Consider the following 18,275-nt stretch of genomic DNA (forward strand, 5'->3'; position numbering starts at 1 on the left):
GGCATCCCCTCGTAAGGGATGTGCAATCCGGCCCCGAGGCGACTTGGGGTTATATGGTCAAGCGACTAAGCGTATACGGTGGATGCCTTGGCAGTCAGAGGCGATGAAGGACGTGGCAGCCTGCGAAAAGTGTCGGGGAGCTGGCAACAAGCTTTGATCCGGCAATGTCCGAATGGGGAAACCCACTCCGCAAGGAGTACTGCATGGTGAATACATAGCCATGCAGGGCGAACCCGGGGAACTGAAATATCTAAGTACCCGGAGGAAAAGAAATCAACCGAGATTCCGTCAGTAGCGACGAGCGAACGCGGACTAGCCCAAAAGTTTCTAGTGTTTTAGCCGAACGGTTTGGAAAGGCCGGCCATAGCGGGTGATAGCCCCGTAGGCGAAAGGGCATTAGAGATGAAATTGAGTAAGGCGGGGCACGAGAAACCCTGTCTGAACATGGGGGGACCATCCTCCAAGGCTAAATACTCCTGACTGACCGATAGCGAACTAGTACCGTGAGGGAAAGGCGAAAAGAACCCCGGAGAGGGGAGTGAAATAGACCCTGAAACCGTATACGTACAAGCAGTGGAAGCCCGCAAGGGTGACTGCGTACCTTTTGTATAATGGGTCAGCGACTTACTGTCAGTGGCAAGCTTAACCGTATAGGGGAGGCGAAGGGAAACCGAGTCTGAATAGGGCGCATAGTCTCTGGCAGTAGACCCGAAACCGAGTGATCTATCCATGGCCAGGTTGAAGGTGCGGTAACACGCACTGGAGGACCGAACCCACATCTGTTGCAATAGATGGGGATGAGCTGTGGATAGGAGTGAAAGGCTAATCAAACTCGGAGATAGCTGGTTCTCCTCGAAAGCTATTTAGGTAGCGCCTCGTATGAATCTTCCTGGGGGTAGAGCACTGTTATGGCTAGCGGGCCATCGCGGCTTAGTAAACCATGGCAAACTCCGAATACCAGGACAGAATGTACGGGAGACACACGGCGGGTGCTAACGTCCGTCGTGAAAAGGGAAACAACCCAGACCCGCAGCTAAGGTCCCCAAGTTATCGCTAAGTGGAAAACGATGTGGAAAGGCATAGACAGCCAGGAGGTTGGCTTAGAAGCAGCCACCCTTTAAAGAAAGCGTAATAGCTCACTGGTCGAGTCGGTCTGCGCGGAAGATTTAACGGGGCTAAGCGATACACCGAAGCTCGGGGTGCACATTTAGGTGTGCGCGGTAGAGGAGCGTTCCGTAAGCCTGTGAAGGTGGATTGAGAAGTCTGCTGGAGGTATCGGAAGTGCGAATGCTGACATGAGTAACGTTAATGGGGGTGAAAAGCCCCCACGCCGAAAGCCCAAGGTTTCCTCGCGCAACGTTAATCGGCGCAGGGTGAGTCGGCCCCTAAGGCGAGGCAGAAATGCGTAGTCGATGGGAAGCAGGTTAATATTCCTGCACTTGTCTGTAGTGCGATGTGGGGACGGAGAAGGTTAGGTCTACCGGGCGTTGGTTGTCCCGGGGAAAGGCGGTAGGCATGAGGGTTAGGCAAATCCGGCCCTCTTTATGCCGAGCACCGAGACGAGCCCTTTTGGGCGAAGTGACTGATACCACGCTTCCAGGAAAAGCCACTAAGCTTCAGCTACAGAGAAACCGTACCGTAAACCGACACTGGTAGGCAGGGTGAGAATCCCAAGGCGCTTGAGAGAACTCGGGTGAAGGAACTAGGCAAAATGGCACCGTAACTTCGGGAGAAGGTGCGCCCTTTTTGGTGGCTACATGCGTAGCTGAGCTGAGAAGGGTCGCAGTAACCTGGCCGCTGCGACTGTTTATCAAAAACACAGCACTCTGCAAACACGAAAGTGGACGTATAGGGTGTGACGCCTGCCCGGTGCTGGAAGGTTAATTGATGGGGTCAGCCGCAAGGCGAAGCTCTTGATCGAAGCCCCAGTAAACGGCGGCCGTAACTATAACGGTCCTAAGGTAGCGAAATTCCTTGTCGGGTAAGTTCCGACCTGCACGAATGGCGTAACGACAGCGGCGCTGTCTCCACCCGAGACTCAGTGAAATTGAAATCGCTGTGAAGATGCAGCGTTCCCGCGGCAAGACGGAAAGACCCCGTGAACCTTTACTATAGCTTTACACTGAACGTTGAGTTCTTCTGTGTAGGATAGGTGGGAGGCTATGAAACCGAGACGCTAGTTTCGGTGGAGCCATCCTTGAAATACCACCCTGAAGTGCTTGACGTTCTAACCTAGGTCCGTAATCCGGATCAGGGACCGTGTATGGTGGGTAGTTTGACTGGGGCGGTCTCCTCCCAAAGAGTAACGGAGGAGCACGAAGGTACGCTCAGCGCGGTCGGACATCGCGCACTGTGTGCAAAGGCATAAGCGTGCTTGACTGCGAGATCGACGGATCAAGCAGGTACGAAAGTAGGTCTTAGTGATCCGGTGGTTCTGTATGGAAGGGCCATCGCTCAACGGATAAAAGGTACTCCGGGGATAACAGGCTGATACCGCCCAAGAGTTCATATCGACGGCGGTGTTTGGCACCTCGATGTCGGCTCATCACATCCTGGGGCTGTAGCCGGTCCCAAGGGTATGGCTGTTCGCCATTTAAAGTGGTACGCGAGCTGGGTTCAGAACGTCGTGAGACAGTTCGGTCCCTATCTGTCGTGGGCGTTGGAGATTTGAGGGGGGCTGCTCCTAGTACGAGAGGACCGGAGTGGACGTTCCGCTGGTGTTCGGGTTGTCATGCCCATGGCATTGCCCGGTAGCTACGAACGGAAGTGATAACCGCTGAAAGCATCTAAGCGGGAAGCACGCCCCAAGATGAGATCTCCCGAGACTTCGAGTCTCCTTAAGGCACCATCAAGACTAGGTGGTTGATAGGCGCGGTGTGGAAGTGCAGCAATGCATTGAGCTTACGCGTACTAATGAGCCGTGCGGCTTGACCATATAACCCCAAGACGCTTCGCTAGAGATAATTCCTCGCGATACATCTAAATCCGATTTCACCTCGACGCTTGTCACTCGTTTACATCCTTATTCACGTGAGATCCGTCTCACGAGAAGAGCAAAAATCGGCCATCCATGGCCGAACTCTTCAAAGTTTGAAGCGGGCGCTGTTTAAGCGCTGCTTTAACCCTTTCCCTGGCGGCTATAGCGCTGTGGTCCCACCCGATCCCATCCCGAACTCGGAAGTGAAACGCAGCTGCGCCGATGGTAGTGTGGCATTGCCCATGCAAGAGTAGGTCACCGCCAGGGGCTTTATCCTCAAACGCCTTCCCTTTTGGGAAGGCGTTTGTCTTTATCCCGAACCCTCGTCGCTCACGCGACGGGGGTTTGTTCTTTTGGACGCGTCGAAAACGTCAGGCGTCACCGCATAGCCCATCCATACCTCACCGTCATCCCAGCGTTCGCTGGGATGACGGTGAGGAGGGGCGAAGGCGAGAGAGGAATCGAGACGGTTTTGTGCTTGCCTTGTGCTGAACGCCAAAAGCTCGCTTGGTGTCCGTTGCCGCAATAATTTGCGATGATCATCGGCCCCCTATAGAGCTTCGATGATTCCATGACGACTCCAACGACGAGCCGCCTCGGTCCGCTTTCCTATCTGATTTTCTCCTCACGTTGGCTGCAATTGCCGCTTTATCTCGGCCTGATCGTCGCGCAGGCGATCTACGTTGTTCAGTTCATTCGCGAGCTGTGGCACCTGGTGATGACCACCTTGTTCAACGGCGGCATCGACGTCACCGTCGCGGACAGCGCAGAAACCACCATCATGCTGACCGTGCTGGGCCTGATCGATGTGGTGATGATCTCCAACCTGCTGGTGATGGTGATCGTCGGCGGCTACGAGACGTTCGTGTCGCGCTTGCGGCTGGAAGGGCATCCCGACCAGCCGGAATGGCTTTCGCATGTGAATGCCACGGTGCTCAAGGTGAAACTGGCGATGGCGATCATCGGCATCTCATCGATCCACTTGCTGGCTACCTTTATCAAGGCCGCCTCGCTTAGCAGCCAAACCATCATGTGGCAGATCCTGCTGCACCTCACGTTTGTGGTTTCGGCGGTGGCTCTGGCCTATATCGACCGCATCATGCAGCCGGGCGCCAAGGCCGAAAGCCACTGACGCGAGATAGGCGCGCCGGGTTGTTGCTACGCTTGCCCCAACGGCATTCAAGCGACGGAGCGGTCCCTGCGTGGAACAGCGTTACATCCTCGCCCTTGATCAAGGTACGACCAGTTCCCGCGCGATTCTTTTCGATCGCGCGGGTACGGTCGTGGGCTCGGCACAGCGCGAGTTTGCGCAGATCTTTCCCGAGCCGGGCTGGGTCGAACATAACCCGCGGGATATCCTCACCAGCGTTCTGGTGACGGTGACCGAGCTGCTCGCGAACACCCAGGTCGATCTGGCGGAGATTGCCGCCATCGGCATCACCAATCAGCGCGAAACGACGGTGGTATGGGATCGCGCCACCGGTCAGCCCGTGCACAACGCCATCGTGTGGCAATCGCGGCAGAGTGCGGCGATTTGTGAGCGCCTGCGGAGCGAGGGTTACGAACCGCTCGTGCGTGAACGCACGGGTCTGCTGATCGACGCGTACTTCTCGGGAACCAAGCTGCGCTGGATCCTCGATCATGTTGAAGGCGCTCGTGAGCGCGCCGAACGCGGCGAGTTGCTGTTCGGCACGATCGATACCTGGCTGATCTGGAACCTGAGCGGCGGAGCAGCGCACGTCACCGATGTCAGCAATGCCGCTCGCACCCTGCTTTACGACATCCATCGACGCTGCTGGGATGATGACCTGATGCACATGCTGGATATTCCGCGCGCCATGCTGCCCGAGGTGCGCTCAAGCAGCGAAGTCTATGCGCGCACAGCTCCTTCGCAGTTTTTCGGCGCCAGCGTCCCGATCGCGGGTGTCGCTGGTGATCAGCAAGCCGCCTTGTTCGGGCAGGCGTGCTTCGCGCCGGGCATGGCCAAGAATACCTATGGCACCGGCTGCTTCATGCTGATGAACACCGGCGAGCAGGCGGTACCGTCGAAACACGGCCTGCTCACCACCATCGCCTGGCAACTGGGCGATCGCACTGAGTACGCGCTCGAAGGCAGCATCTTCGTCGCCGGCTCGGTGATCCAGTGGTTGCGCGACGGCTTGCGCATGTTGGGTAAGGCGAGCGATTCCCAGGCTTATGCCGAGCGGGTGGCATCGAGCGAAGGTGTCTACGTGGTGCCGGCGTTTGTCGGTCTTGGTGCGCCTTATTGGCGTAGCGATGTACGCGGGGCGGTGTTCGGTCTCAGTCGTGGCACCAGCAAGGAGCACTTCGTGCGTGCTGCGCTTGAATCGATGGCGTATCAGTCACGCGACGTGTTGACGGCGATGGAAGCCGATGCGGGTATCGCGTTGAAGGAGTTGCGCGCTGATGGCGGCGCCATGGCCAACGACTTCATGGTGCAGTTCCAGAGCGACATGCTGGGTGTGCCGGTGCTGCGTCCGCGCGTGCAGGAGACTACGGCGCTCGGCGCGGCCTATCTCGCGGGACTTGCCGTGGGTTTCTGGCGCGACTGCGATGAGATCGCGAGCTTGTGGCAAGTCGATCGGCGCTTCGAGCCGGTGATGCCCGAAGCCGAACGCGAGCGACTGTATCGCGGCTGGCAGGATGCGGTGAACGCGACCATGGGTTTTCGTGTGGGCTGAAACGAACGAGCCCCTAGGCAGGGGCTCGAAGTTCGATCGGTGGGAGCGGCTTTAGCCGCGATGAGGCGACCGGTCGTCGCGGCTAAAGCCGCTCCCACCACAAGGCTGCCTTCATCTCTCCCTAAACCAACGGGAGGTCAGTCGATTGAGTAGCCGAACTGATCCTTGAACTCGGCCGCGAACTGGGCGAAGTCGAAGTGCTGGTTTTGCGTGCCCGGGTGCTCCACCTTCAGCGCGCCCATCAGCGAGGCCATGCGACCGACGGTCGGCCAGTCCTTGCCGGCCATGAGACCGAAGATCAGGCCGGCACGGTAAGCGTCGCCGCAGCCGGTCGGATCGACCACCTGGCGCTCACGTGCCGGCGGGATTTCATGCGTGATGCCGTCGGTATAGATCTGCGAACCGCGCGGACCCTGCGTGACGATATAGGCCTTCACGCGCGAGGCGATCTCCTGCGCGCTCCAGCCAGTGCGCTGCTGCAGCAGCTGCGACTCGTAGTCATTGACGATGACGTAGGTCGCCTTTTCGATCATGGCGCGGAATTCCTCGCCACTGAACAGCGGCATCGCCTGGCCCGGGTCGAAGATGAAGGGCACGCCGCGGGCGGCGAACTCGTTCACATGCTGCAGCATGGCGTCGCGGCCATCCGGCGCCACGATACCGAAGCTGATCTCCGGGATGTCGCGCACGTGGTTCTCATGGGCGCTGAGCATGGCACCCGGATGGAAAGCGGTGATCTGGTTGTTGTCCAGGTCGGTGGTGATGAAGCACTGCGGCGTGAACTGGTCGTCGAACGCACGCACATAGTCCAGGCGGATGCCGTACTTCTGCATATGTGCGCGATACGGGGCGAAATCCTGGCCAACCGTGGCCACCGGCAACGGGTCGCCACCGAGCAGCTTGAGGTTGTACGCGATATTGCCGGCGCAGCCGCCGAACTCGCGGCGCATGGCCGGCACCAGGAACGACACGTTCAGGATGTGAACCTGATCGGGCAGGATGTGATTCTTGAACTGGTCCTGGAACACCATGATGGTGTCGTAGGCGAGCGACCCGCAGATGACGGCAGACATGATGCGAGGATCTTCCCTGGCAGATGGAGTGGGGGCCAGGAGGCTTGTCGCCCGACCTTGCCCAAAGCGTTTGATGATACCGATATCGAGCTCCAACGGCGACTTTCTTGCGAAAGGCCGCTCGTGTCTGGCACCTCCAAAACGTGCTTATCATCGCGTAGACAAAGGCTTTCTTAACGAGATTGTCCTTGCGAAACGGGGGTTTGCTGACTAGACTGGCCCGCTTACTTTTTAACCAGCCCAACACGCGGCGGACACATGTTCAAGAAGTTTCGCGGGTTCTTTTCCAACGACATTTCCATCGACCTTGGCACGGCCAATACGCTCATTTACGTGCGCGGCCAGGGCATTGTCCTGAATGAACCGTCGGTGGTGGCGATCCGTCAGGAGCGTGGCCCGGGCGGTCCGCGTACAGTCGCTGCTGTTGGCAGCGACGCCAAGAAAATGCTGGGTCGTACGCCAGGCAACATTGCGACGGTGCGTCCGATGAAGGATGGCGTGATCGCCAACTTCTCGATGACTGAGGCGATGCTGCAGCACTTCATCAAGCAGGTGCACAAGTCGCGCATGCTGCGTCCGAGCCCGCGCGTGCTGGTGTGCGTGCCGTGCGGCTCCACCCAGGTGGAGCGTCGCGCCATCAAGGAATCGGCCGAAGGCGCCGGTGCGCGTGATGTATTCCTGATTGAAGAGCCCATGGCCGCTGCGATCGGCGCCGGTATTCCGGTGCACGAGGCGCGTGGCTCGATGGTGCTGGATATCGGCGGTGGTACCTCGGAAGTCGCGGTAATCTCGCTCAACGGCATCGTCTACTCGCAGTCCGTGCGCGTTGGCGGCGACCGTTTCGACGAAGCCATCATCAACTACGTGCGCCGCAACCACGGCACCTTGATCGGCGAATCGACCGCCGAGCGCATCAAGATGGAGATCGGCTGCGCGTTCCCGCAGAGCGAGGTCAAGGAGATCCAGATCTCCGGCCGTAACCTCGCCGAGGGTGTGCCGCGCATGTTCACCATCAACTCCAACGAAGTGCTGGAAGCGCTGCATGAGCCGCTGTCGGGCATCGTGGCAGCCGTGAAGTCCGCGCTGGAACAGACTCCGCCCGAGCTGTGCTCGGACGTGGCCGAGCGTGGCATCGTGTTGACCGGCGGTGGTGCCTTGTTGCGCGACCTCGATCGCCTGATCTCCGAGGAGACCGGCCTGCACGTGCAGGTGGCCGACGAACCGCTGACTTGCGTGGCACGCGGTGGTGGCAAGGCGCTGGAGCTGATCGATCAGCACGGCAGCGACTTCTTCGCCGCCGAATAAGCTACCGACAGAGGGGAGGGGATAGCCCATGGCGCTCGCGCGCGAGGAATCCTCGCCCCTGTTCGCCGGCACCGTTGCCGGCACGCTCAGGCTTATCTTCTATCTTGCGCTGGCCATGGTGCTGATGGTGCTCGACCATCGCAATGGCTGGATTTGGCGTTTGCGTTATGCCACCTCGGTCGTGGTCGAGCCGGTGTATCGCCTGGCCGGCCTGCCGGCGGCCGGCATGCGCACGATGAGCGTCGCTTTTGCCGATCGCAAGATGCTGACCGAACAGAACCAACGCCTGCGCGAAGATCTGTTGCTGGCCAATGCCAAGCTCAATCGCATGGCCTCAGTGGCGCAGCAGAATCAGCGACTCAAGGAACTGCTCGATACCCAGCACAGCCTGGAACTCAACGTGCAGCTGGCTCGCGTGATCGACGTGGATCTGGGCGCCAGCCGCCACCGCATGCTGCTCAACGCGGGCGCGCGTGACGGGGTGAAGTCAGGGCAGGTGGTGATCGATGCGCACGGCGTGATGGGCCAGGTGGTGGAAGTCATGCCGAGGACCTCGCTGGTGATGCTGGTAACCGACCCCGATCACGCGATTCCCGTGGTGATCGAGCGTACCGGCCTTCGTACCGTGGCCTATGGCCTGCGTGAGGGCGATTTGCTCAGCCTGCCGAATATTTCCATGGCGTCGGATGTGCATGCCGGCGACAAGCTGCTGACCTCGGGCTTGGGCGGGCGTTTCCCGCCGGGATTCCCGGTGGGCGAAATTCTTAGCGTCGACCAATCGCCGTCCGGCATGTTCCTGGAGGCGCGTGCGCGCCCCACCGCGGACCTGGATCGCAGTGAGGACGTGCTCTTGCTGCATGACCAGGCCGAACCCGCAGGCCCGCCCGAACCCGGCGCACCGGCGGGGCCGCCTGCGGACCTGGCACCGGTGACGCCCGCCGTCCCCACGAGCAGCGCGCCGCCTCCGCGTTCCGCCGAGGCGCGCGTGTCGCCAGCTCCTGCGGCTAGCGCCGCGCCGGTGCAGCCATGAACAAGCAACGGATCAATCTGCTGTGGTTCGTCGGCACGCTGGTGTTTGCCTTGCTGTCGATGCTGATCCCGCTTCCCGCGCCATTGCAGCCGTTCAAGCCGTACTGGCCGGCGCTGTTCCTGCTCTATTGGTCGCTGGAATCCGCAGATCGCGTGAATCTTGGCCTGGCCTTCTGCATCGGCCTTGGCGCCGACCTGCTGGATGGCGTGCTGCTCGGCGAGCAGGCCATGCGCCTGTGTGCGCTGGTGTTCATCGCGCTGCGCTTCCGTTCGCGCCTGCGTTTCTTCCCCATGTGGCAGCAGACCTTGGCCGTGCTTGCCCTGCTGGTGAACGACCGCATCTTGCTGCTGATGGTGCGTACCTTTGCGGGTGAGGCGCTGCCGCCGGCTACGTGGTGGATTTCGCCATTTGTCGGTGCGGCGCTGTGGCCGTTCCTGTTCCTGCTCATGGACGACCTGCGCATGCGCTTGCGCATTCAGTAGCGGCCATGGCCTTGAAACGACGTTCCATCAAGGATACCCGCGGTGAGCGCACGCTGTTCCAGCGGCGCGCGCTGGCGGGGTTTGCCTTGATTCTGCTCGGTCTGTGCACCCTGATCGTGCGCTATCACTACCTGCAGGTGCACCGTCATGATGAGTTTGCCCTGCGCTCGGAGAACAACCGGGTCAAGCCACGGGCGATTCCGCCGGCACGCGGCCTGATCTTCGATCGCAATAGCGTGCTGCTGGCCGATAACGTGCCGGCCTTCCGCCTGGAAGTCGTGCCCGAGCAAGTGTCCGACATGAAGGCGATGTTGGCGCAGATCGGCGACGTGGTGCCGCTCGGCGACGACGACATCGACACGTTCAAGAAGCAGCTCAGGCAGAACCGCCGCTTCGACAGCGTGCCGCTCAAGATGCACCTGACTGAGGACGATATCGCGCGTTTCGCCATCAATCGCTGGCGATTCCCGGGCGTGGACGTCGTGCCCTACCTGACGCGCCGTTATCCCTACGGTGCCTTGTTCGCGCACGTTGTCGGTTATGTCGGCCGTATCGACGCGGACGACGTGAACCGGCTCGACCCGGACCGCTACAAGGGCACCAGTCATGTGGGCCGCAGCGGCCTGGAACGTTCGTACGAGGACATGCTGCACGGCACGCCAGGCTATGAACTGGTCGAGGTGAATGCGGACGGGCGCACCCAGCGTGTGCTGGAAACGCATCCGCCGATTCCCGGCAAGAACCTGTATCTCAGCATCGACGTGCGCGTGCAAAAGGCCGCGACCGATGCGTTCGCGGACAGGCCGGGTGCGGCCGTGGCCATCGATCCGCGCAATGGCCAGGTGCTGGCGATGGTCAGCGTGCCGAGCTTCGACCCGAACCTGTTTGTCAACGGCATTGGCCGCGCCGACTACACCGGCTACATGACGGCGGAAGACAAGCCGCTGCTCAATCGCGCGATTAAGAGCGCTTATCCGCCGGGCTCCACCGTCAAGCCGTTCCTTGCGCTGGGCGGCCTCGAATACGGCATACGCCGACCGGAAGACACGGTGTTGTCGACCGGCGAATTCTGCATGCCCGGCCAGCAGCGCTGCTATCGCGATGACGAGCGCGGCGGCAATGGCGTCGTCAACATGGTGCGCGCGATCGAGCTCTCCACCAATACCTACTTTTACAAGCTCGCCCTGGACATGGGCATCGACCGGCTAAGCAGCTGGATGGGCAGCCTCGGCTTCGGACACAAGACGGGCGTTGACCTGCTGGGCGAGGCTGAGGGCATCTTGCCTTCGCGCGAATGGAAGGCCACGCGCAGCAAGTTCGGTTGGTTCCCCGGCGAAACCGTGATAGCAGGTATCGGCCAGGGCTACTGGAACGTCACGCCGCTGCAGTTGGCCCATGCCACGGCAACCTTTGCGGGCCACGGCACGCCGTTCGCGCCGCGCCTGGTGATGGCCACGGCCAATGTGAAGGAGCGCCCGGTACCGCTAGCCAATCCGCCCAGCGGCCCCTCGGTGATCCGCAAGCCCAGCAACTGGAATGTGGTGAACCAGGGCATGGAAGCGGTGATTACCGGCGGTACGGGCAAGGCTGTTTTCATTGGCTTCCCCTATGTCGTTGCTGGCAAGAGCGGTACCGCCGAGCGCTTCTCGCGCCGGTCCAACGATTACGACACCAACAAGAACAGCGCTCACCTGGCCGCGCGCCACCGTGCCTGGTTTACTGCCTACACACCTACCGATGCACCGCGTATCGCCGTGGTGGCGATGTTGGAAGCTGGTGCCTGGGGTGCGTCGGACGCCGGCCCCATCGTGCGCAAGGTGATGGAGGCGTGGATCGCGGCGCAAGGCGGCGCGGTGCCGCCGAGCAAGACGCCGGAAACTGGTGTGGTTTCCGCCTCCAGCGCACCGGAAGAGCCCGAAGACACGCCCGTGGCGACGCCCGCCGATATGCCCGCCGGCGTGCCGGCTGATTCATCCAGCACGGCTTCGCCGGAAGACGGAGGCAACCGATGATCGACGAACTCCAGGCGCGCCTGGTGCGCGTCCTGCGCCGCATGATGACGCGGCCGCGCATCGACCTGCCGCTGGCTTTTGGCTTGTTCGTGCTCGCCATCGTCGGTCTGATGACCTTGTACAGCGCCAGCGGCGGCAGCCTGGGCATGATCACCGGTCAGGCCGCGCGCTTCGCGATGGGCGGCCTGCTCGTGCTGCTGATCTCGCGCATTCCGCCGTCCACCCTGCGCAGCTGGACGCCATGGCTCTACGCGGCCAGCGTCGCCTTGCTGCTGGTGGTGGCGGCCTTGGGTCAGGTGCGCAGCGGTTCCAAGCGTTGGCTGGACCTGGGCGTGATGTCGTTCCAGCCGTCCGAGCTGCTCAAGCTCACCATGCCGATGATGGTGGCCTGGTATCTGCATTCCCGACAGCTGCCGCCGCGCTGGAAAGACATCGTCGTGGTCGGCATCCTGATTGCCATTCCCGCCGGCCTGATCGCGGAACAGCCTGACCTGGGCACGGCCTTGCTGGTGTCGGCGGCCGGTGCGTTCGCGCTGTTCCTCTCCGGCATGGCGTGGTGGAAGATCGGCAGCCTGCTCGCTGCGGTGGGCGGCATGGTCCCGGTGGCCTGGCATTTTCTGCACGAGTACCAGCGCAACCGCGTGCGCACCTTGCTGGATCCGGAATCGGATCCGCTGGGCAATGGCTGGCACATCATCCAGTCGCAGATCGCAGTAGGCTCGGGCGGCATGTTCGGCAAGGGCTGGCAGCACAGTACGCAGTCTCGCCTGGACTTCCTGCCCGAACACACCACCGACTTCATCTTCGCGGTGTTCTCCGAGGAGTTCGGCCTGGTCGGCGTGATCGGCCTGATGCTGTTGTATGCCTTCATCATCGGCCGCTGCCTGTGGATTGCGATGGAAGCGCGCGACACCTATTCGCGCCTGCTCGCCGGTGCCATCGGCATGAGCTTCTTCGTCTATGTGTTCGTCAACGGCGGCATGGTCGCCGGCATGTTGCCGGTGGTGGGCGTACCGATGCCGCTGGTGAGTTATGGCGGCACCTCGGCGGTATCGTTGCTGACCGGCTTCGGCGTGGTGATGTCGATCTTCGCCAATCGCAAGATGCACGATTAGTGGGAGCGGCTCTGTGGGAGCGGCTTCAGCCGCGATAGCAGTGCCTGCAGAGAGCCATCGCGGCTGAAGCTGCTCCCACACGATCACGCCCATACAACTGCGTGGAAATGCCTGGTTTAACCCTCTTCGCGTGCTAGGCTTTGCGTGAAGCCGTTCACGACAGCGAAGTCCTTCATGCCCTCGATTCCCGCGTCGCTCCCGACTCGTCGCCTCGTCGCCTCGCTGGGCTTGTTACTCGTCGCTGTATGCATGCCGGTTCGCGCCCAAATCCACCCGGGTCAGGCGCAGCTGGTGAGCGAAGTGGCCAAGGACACCGGCAAGAATCCCAAGGCGCTGAACGCGCTGCTGGATCGCGCGCAAAAGCAGCAAAGCATCCTCGATGCGATCAGCCGCCCTGCCGAAGGCAAGCCCTGGAAGGACTACCGGCCGATCTTCATCACCGATAAGCGCATCAACGACGGCGTCGCCTTTTATCGCGAACACCGCGAGCTGCTCGAGCGCACCGCCAAGCAGTACGGCGTGCCGGCCGAATACATCGTGGCGATCATCGGTGTGGAGACCTCGTACGGTCGCAACACCGGCAAGTACAAGGTGCTCGACGCGCTGGTGACGCTGGGCCTGTATTACCCGCCGCGCGCCACGTTCTTCCGCGACCAGCTGAAGACCTTGCTCGAGCTGCCGGACAGCCAGCTTGGCGGCCCCATCGACAGCTTGACCGGCTCGTATGCCGGTGCGCAGGGCTGGGGCCAGTTCATGCCGTCCAGCATCCGCGACTTCGGTGTGGATGCCGATGGCGACGGGCATATCGACCTGAAGAATTCGCTGCCGGACATCTTTGCCAGCGTGGCCAACTACTTCGCCAAGCACGGTTGGCAGACCGGTGGCCCGGTCGCCTTGGCCGCTCAGGCCGATGCGGCCGCCAGGCCGATCTCGGTGAACGACTCCTCGCCGCAGTGGCCGCTGGAGCAGCTGCAAGCCTGGGGTTATGCACCCTCGCAGTCGCTCAATCCTGGCGCACCTACCAGCCTGCAGTCGCTGGAAGGTGCCAATGGCATGGAGTACTGGTTCACCTTCCAGAATTTCTATGTGATCACCAAGTACAACCGCAGTCCGTTGTATGCGCTGGCGGTGCATCAGCTGGCGCAGGAGATCGCCGAGGGCGTGCGCATGGCGGATGCCCGGCAATGAGATGGTGGCATGCGCTGCTGCTTCTGCTGATCGTTCTGCTGGCCGCCTGCAGTGGGAACAAGACCCGCTCCCCGGCGAGTGCTGGCGGATCGCGCGCGCGTGTCGCGTCCTCGTCCTCGTCGGCCAGTGGCTCCTCGCGTGGCGGCTTCCAGGACGACACCAGCCGTCCGCAGAGCAGCCGCTATCGTGACGGCAGCGACAGCGTGCCGGATGGCCCGCCGCCGGACATCAGCAAGCTGCCCGAGCCGGTGCCCAAGGTCGAGCCGCGTGCCCTGTATGGCAACAAGTCGCCGTATACCGTGCTGGGCCAGTCCTATCAGGTGCTGCCTGGTCCCGGCGGCTATGTGGAGCGCGGCATCGCGTCGTTCTACGGCAACAAATTCCACGGGTACAAGACCTCGAGTCTCGAGGACTACGACATGTACCAGTTCACCGCCGCGCACAAGACCTTGCCGCTGCCCAGCTATGCGCGCGTGACCAACCTGGAAAACGGCAAGAGCGTGATCGTGCGCATCAACGATCGCGGCCCGTTCCACGAGAACCGCCTGATCGACCTGTCGTTTGCCGCCGCCGTGAAGATCGGCGTATGGCCGAAGGGCACCGGCCTGGTGGAAGTGCGCGCCATCGATCCCGCCCAGCCGCTCACGGCGCAGACACTGCCGCCGCCACCCCCTCCGCCCAAGCCCGCCAGCCCGGGGCCAGGTATTTACCTGCAAGTGGGCGCATTCTCCGACGTGACCAATGCCGAACGCGTGGCGCAGCAGCTGCGCGTGGCCAATTTTGCGCCGGTACAGGTCGTGGATGCCCAAATCAACGGTCGTAGCATCCGTCGCGTGCGGGTGGGGCCGATTGCCAGCGTCGATCAGGCCGATGATGTGACCTCACGCATCGAGGGCATGGGTCTGCCTCGGCCGCAGGTCGCGGTAGACTAAAGCATTGAATTCTCGCGACGTCTCATAGCGTCGCCATACAGCACTTGGATTGAACTGAACGATGAGCCTGATTCGCCGTACCCTGACCTCGTTTGCCGTCGCCGCCCTGGTTGTCGGTACCGCCTTCGCCCAGCAGACCCCGCCAAAACCCGTGCCTGTGCCCCGTCCGGTCACGCCAGAGGCGCCCGTGCCGCCACCGCCGGATGTGGACGGCAAGAGCTGGGTGCTGATGGATTACGCCACGGGCCAGGTGCTGGCGTCCAAGGACCCGGACGTGCGTCTGGAGCCGGCCTCGATCACCAAGGTGATGACCGACTACGTGGTGTCGGCGGAAATCGCCAATGGCAAGATCCACATGACCGACCCGGTCACCATCAGCGAAAACGCCTGGCGCGGCGGCGGTGCAGCCACCGACGGCTCCACCAGCTTCCTCAAGCTCAACAGCCAGGTGCCGCTGAAGGACCTGCTGTACGGCATGATCATCCAGTCAGGTAACGACGCCGCCATCGCGTTGGCCGAGCACACCGCCGGCTCCGAGCCCGCCTTCGCCAACCTGATGAATGCCTATGCCAAGCAGCTGGGCATGACCAACTCCAACTTCCAGAACGCGTCGGGCTACCCGATCGCCAACCACTACACCACCGCACGTGACATCGCCCTGATGTCGCGCGCGCTGATCCACGATTTCCCCGAGGACTATGCGATCTCGGCGATCAAGGACTTCGAGTGGAATGGCATCAAGCAGCACAACCGCAACCTGCTGCTGTGGCGCGACCAGACCGTTGACGGCATCAAGACCGGCCATACCGCTGCCGCCGGTTACTGCCTGGCCGCCTCGGCCAAGCAGGGCGATTCGCGCATGATCGCCATCGTCATGGGTGCCAGCAACGAGAAGGCCCGCGCCGATTCGGCCCTGGCGCTGATGAACTACGGCTTCCGCTTCTACGAAACCCACAAGCTTTACGACGCCAGCAAGCCGCTGGCCACGCCGCGCCTGTGGAAGGGCCAGGCCAATGACCTGCCGCTGGGCGTGGCCGACAACGTGCTGATCACGGTCAAGCGTGGCGACTACGACAAGCTCAAGGCCACCATGGATATCCCGGCCACCCTGATTGCCCCGTTCACCAAAGGTCAGCAGGTCGGCACGCTGCGCCTGACCCTGGACGGTCAGCCGGTGCAGAACGTGCCGCTGATCGCCCTGGCCGATGCCCCGCAGGGCGGCTTCTTCGCCCGCCTGTGGGACAGCATGATGTTGTGGTTCCACAGCGACAAAAAGCCTGAAGCAAAGTAACGGAGGCTACGGTGATGCGCGATATCGAATCGATCGAGGCCCGCCAGGACGGCCAGGGTTTCCAGTTCCCGGGCGAGTTCGAAATCACCGCCATGGGCAATGCGAGCGCGGAACTGCAGATCCGCGTACCGCAGATCCTGGAAGGCGTTGGCTTGCACGTACTGCATGAGACGGTGAAGCACCGTCAATCGCGGGAGGGCAACTTCCTGTCGGTCACGGTGAGCTTCCGCTGCGAGACGCGCGAACAGTACGACGCGGCGCACGCCGCGTTGCGGGCCGATGCGGATATCCGCTACACCTTGTAAGCATCAGGGACCGTGGGCAGGGGCGTCGTAACAGGGCGCCCTTGTCGTTCCTGGCCCTGACGAAGCACGTGGCAGCCAGTTTTCATGCTTGTGCCCCTCTTGGCTTCCCCGCTATTCGGCCGCACTTCTACCCAATCCCCGGCCCATCAGGTTCACCCCATGTCCCTGCCGCTCAAGGTTCGTCGTCTCGGTCGTCAGCCCTACGCGGCGACGTGGGAGGCGATGAGTGACTTCACCAACAACCGGGGGCCGGACACGCCCGATGAGCTGTGGCTGCTCGAGCATGACCCGGTGTTCACCCAGGGCCAGGCCGGCAAGGCGGAACACGTGCTGGCGCCGGGCAATATCCCGGTGGTGCAGGTGGACCGCGGCGGCCAGGTGACCTATCACGGGCCCGGCCAGATCGTGGGCTATCCGCTGATCGACCTGCGCCGCGCTGGCGTCAGCGTGCGCGAGCTGGTCAACAAGCTCGAGCAATCCATCATCGATACGCTGGCGCATTGGAATATCGGCGCTGAACGGATGGATGGCGCGCCCGGGGTTTACGTGGCTGGTGCGAAGGTGGCCGCGCTGGGTCTACGCGTACGCCGTGGCTGCAGTTTTCACGGCCTGGCCTTCAATGTATCGATGGATCTGGAGCCTTATCACCGCATCAATCCTTGCGGTTACAAGGGTTTGGCGGTCACCCAGGTGTTAGACTTGGGTGGTCCGTCGCGCTTGTCCGACGTCGAGGACGCCCTGGTGGAAGAGTTCTGCCGCCAGTTCGGATTCGACGCTGAACAGGCCGCCCCCATTCTCCCTGAACTCCCCGCTCGTGCAGCGGTCTGAGCTTGCCTACATGAGCGAAATGTCCTCTTCCTCCCCCAAGGTTATTCCGATCAGCGTTGTCGCTGGCACGTCTGCCGTCGACAAGCAGCTCGGTAACGACAAGATTGCGCTTAACCGCGCAGGCTTCGACACGGCCGTACCCACGCTGCGCAAGCCGAGCTGGATCCGCGTGCGCCTGCCGCAGGGCAATGCCGTGCAGCAGCTCAAGGCGCGCCTGCGCGAAAACGCGCTGGTCACGGTGTGCGAAGAGGCCAGTTGCCCGAACATCCACGAGTGCTTCAGCAAGGGCACCGCCACGTTCATGATCCTCGGCGAGGTCTGCACGCGTCGTTGCTCGTTCTGCGATGTGGCGCATGGCCGTCCGGCCGCGCCCGATCCGCTGGAGCCGGCACGCCTGGCCGAAACCATTCACGACATGCGCCTGAAGTACGTCGTGATCACCTCGGTGGATCGCGACGACCTGCGCGACGGCGGTGCCGAACATTTCGCCGCCTGCATCCGCGCGGTGCGCCACGCCAGCCCGAACATCCGCATCGAGATCCTCACGCCCGATTTCCGCGGCAAGGGTCGCATGGAGCGCGCGCTGGAAGTGCTCAAGGACTTCCCGCCGGACGTGTTCAACCACAACCTCGAAACCGTGCCGCATCTGTATCGCGAAGTACGTCCGGGCGCCGACTACCAGTGGTCGCTGGACCTGCTCAAGCGCTTCAAGGCGCAGCATGCGGACGTACCGACCAAGTCCGGCATCATGCTGGGCCTGGGCGAGACCATGGAGCAGGTGTTGGAAACCATGCGCGACTTGCGTGCGCATAATGTCGAGATGATCACTATTGGGCAGTATCTGCAGCCCACGCCGCATCATCACCCGGTGATCCGTTACTGGACGCCGGAAGAGTTCGAGCAACTGCGTGAAGCCGGTGAGGCGATGGGTTTCCATCATGTCGCTTCCGGCCCGCTGGTGCGTTCGTCCTATCACGCTGACCTGCAGGCTCACGCCGCGGGCGTCACTGAGCATGCCTAACTGAGCAGGCCTAA

General features: G+C 62.0%; 14 protein-coding genes and 2 rRNA genes. 15 read left to right on the top strand and 1 reads right to left on the bottom strand.

Going from position 1 to position 18,275, the window contains the following annotated elements; all coding sequences use genetic code 11:
- The first annotated feature begins 55 nt into the window (after positions 1-55).
- The 4 genes from ACT01B_RS02375 to glpK all read left to right on the top strand — a co-directional run bounded on the left by ACT01B_RS02375 (position 56) and on the right by glpK (position 5,679).
- A 23S ribosomal RNA gene (locus ACT01B_RS02375) occupies positions 56-2,935 on the top strand.
- A gap of 194 nt (positions 2,936-3,129) precedes the next feature.
- Positions 3,130-3,244, top strand: a 5S ribosomal RNA gene (rrf, locus tag ACT01B_RS02380).
- Between the two features lie 304 nt (positions 3,245-3,548).
- Positions 3,549-4,109 carry a TIGR00645 family protein gene (locus ACT01B_RS02385; RefSeq protein WP_445145799.1) on the top strand — a complete coding sequence of 187 codons (561 nt, stop codon included), beginning with the start codon at positions 3,549-3,551 and terminating at the stop codon, positions 4,107-4,109.
- Between the two features lie 70 nt (positions 4,110-4,179).
- The gene (gene glpK / locus ACT01B_RS02390) at positions 4,180-5,679 is read left to right on the top strand and encodes a glycerol kinase GlpK (protein ID WP_445145800.1); all 1,500 of its coding nucleotides are present in this window, start codon (positions 4,180-4,182) and stop codon (positions 5,677-5,679) included.
- Between the two features lie 137 nt (positions 5,680-5,816).
- Here glpK and ACT01B_RS02395 read toward each other — a convergent pair whose 3' ends face one another.
- Positions 5,817-6,752 (bottom strand): carbohydrate kinase family protein, encoded by a 936-nt coding sequence (locus ACT01B_RS02395; protein WP_445145801.1) that lies wholly within the window; start codon positions 6,750-6,752, stop codon positions 5,817-5,819.
- Positions 6,753-7,010: 258 nt separating this feature from the next.
- On the opposite strand from ACT01B_RS02395, the gene ACT01B_RS02400 reads away from it, so the two are divergent.
- From ACT01B_RS02400 to lipA, 11 genes are all read left to right on the top strand, one after another.
- Positions 7,011-8,057, top strand: coding sequence for a rod shape-determining protein (locus tag ACT01B_RS02400; protein WP_445145802.1), 1,047 nt, complete (start codon positions 7,011-7,013; stop codon positions 8,055-8,057).
- Positions 8,058-8,085: 28 nt separating this feature from the next.
- Positions 8,086-9,087: a rod shape-determining protein MreC gene (gene mreC, locus ACT01B_RS02405; protein WP_445145803.1), complete on the top strand. Its 1,002-nt coding sequence runs from the start codon at positions 8,086-8,088 to the stop codon at positions 9,085-9,087.
- Positions 9,084-9,569: a rod shape-determining protein MreD gene (gene mreD / locus ACT01B_RS02410; RefSeq protein WP_445145804.1), complete on the top strand. Its 486-nt coding sequence runs from the start codon at positions 9,084-9,086 to the stop codon at positions 9,567-9,569. Before mreC ends, mreD begins: the two co-directional genes overlap by 4 nt.
- Positions 9,570-9,574: 5 nt before the next feature.
- Entirely contained in the window at positions 9,575-11,581 is a 2,007-nt protein-coding gene (gene mrdA, locus ACT01B_RS02415; RefSeq protein WP_445145805.1) for a penicillin-binding protein 2, read from the top strand.
- Positions 11,578-12,696 carry a rod shape-determining protein RodA gene (gene rodA, locus ACT01B_RS02420; RefSeq protein WP_445145806.1) on the top strand — a complete coding sequence of 373 codons (1,119 nt, stop codon included), beginning with the start codon at positions 11,578-11,580 and terminating at the stop codon, positions 12,694-12,696. The genes mrdA and rodA overlap by 4 nt, the downstream gene beginning before the upstream one ends.
- A 174-nt stretch (positions 12,697-12,870) precedes the next feature.
- Complete coding sequence (gene mltB, locus ACT01B_RS02425; protein ID WP_445145807.1) at positions 12,871-13,884, top strand: lytic murein transglycosylase B; 1,014 nt, start codon at positions 12,871-12,873, stop codon at positions 13,882-13,884.
- On the top strand, positions 13,881-14,816 hold the full coding sequence (locus ACT01B_RS02430) for a septal ring lytic transglycosylase RlpA family protein (RefSeq protein ID WP_445145808.1): 936 nt from the start codon (positions 13,881-13,883) through the stop codon (positions 14,814-14,816). The genes mltB and ACT01B_RS02430 overlap by 4 nt, the downstream gene beginning before the upstream one ends.
- A gap of 61 nt (positions 14,817-14,877) precedes the next feature.
- Positions 14,878-16,107, top strand: a complete 1,230-nt coding sequence (locus tag ACT01B_RS02435) for a D-alanyl-D-alanine carboxypeptidase family protein (RefSeq protein WP_445145809.1) — start codon at positions 14,878-14,880, stop codon at positions 16,105-16,107.
- Between the two features lie 14 nt (positions 16,108-16,121).
- Entirely contained in the window at positions 16,122-16,412 is a 291-nt protein-coding gene (locus ACT01B_RS02440) for a YbeD family protein (RefSeq protein ID WP_445145810.1), read from the top strand.
- Between the two features lie 159 nt (positions 16,413-16,571).
- A complete protein-coding gene (gene lipB / locus ACT01B_RS02445; protein ID WP_445145811.1) occupies positions 16,572-17,240 on the top strand; it encodes a lipoyl(octanoyl) transferase LipB in 669 nt (222 codons plus the stop codon).
- A gap of 19 nt (positions 17,241-17,259) precedes the next feature.
- Entirely contained in the window at positions 17,260-18,261 is a 1,002-nt protein-coding gene (gene lipA / locus ACT01B_RS02450; protein WP_445147407.1) for a lipoyl synthase, read from the top strand.
- Positions 18,262-18,275: the final 14 nt, after the last annotated feature.

The sequence above is a fragment of the Dyella sp. Tek66A03 genome, assembly GCF_052567735.1.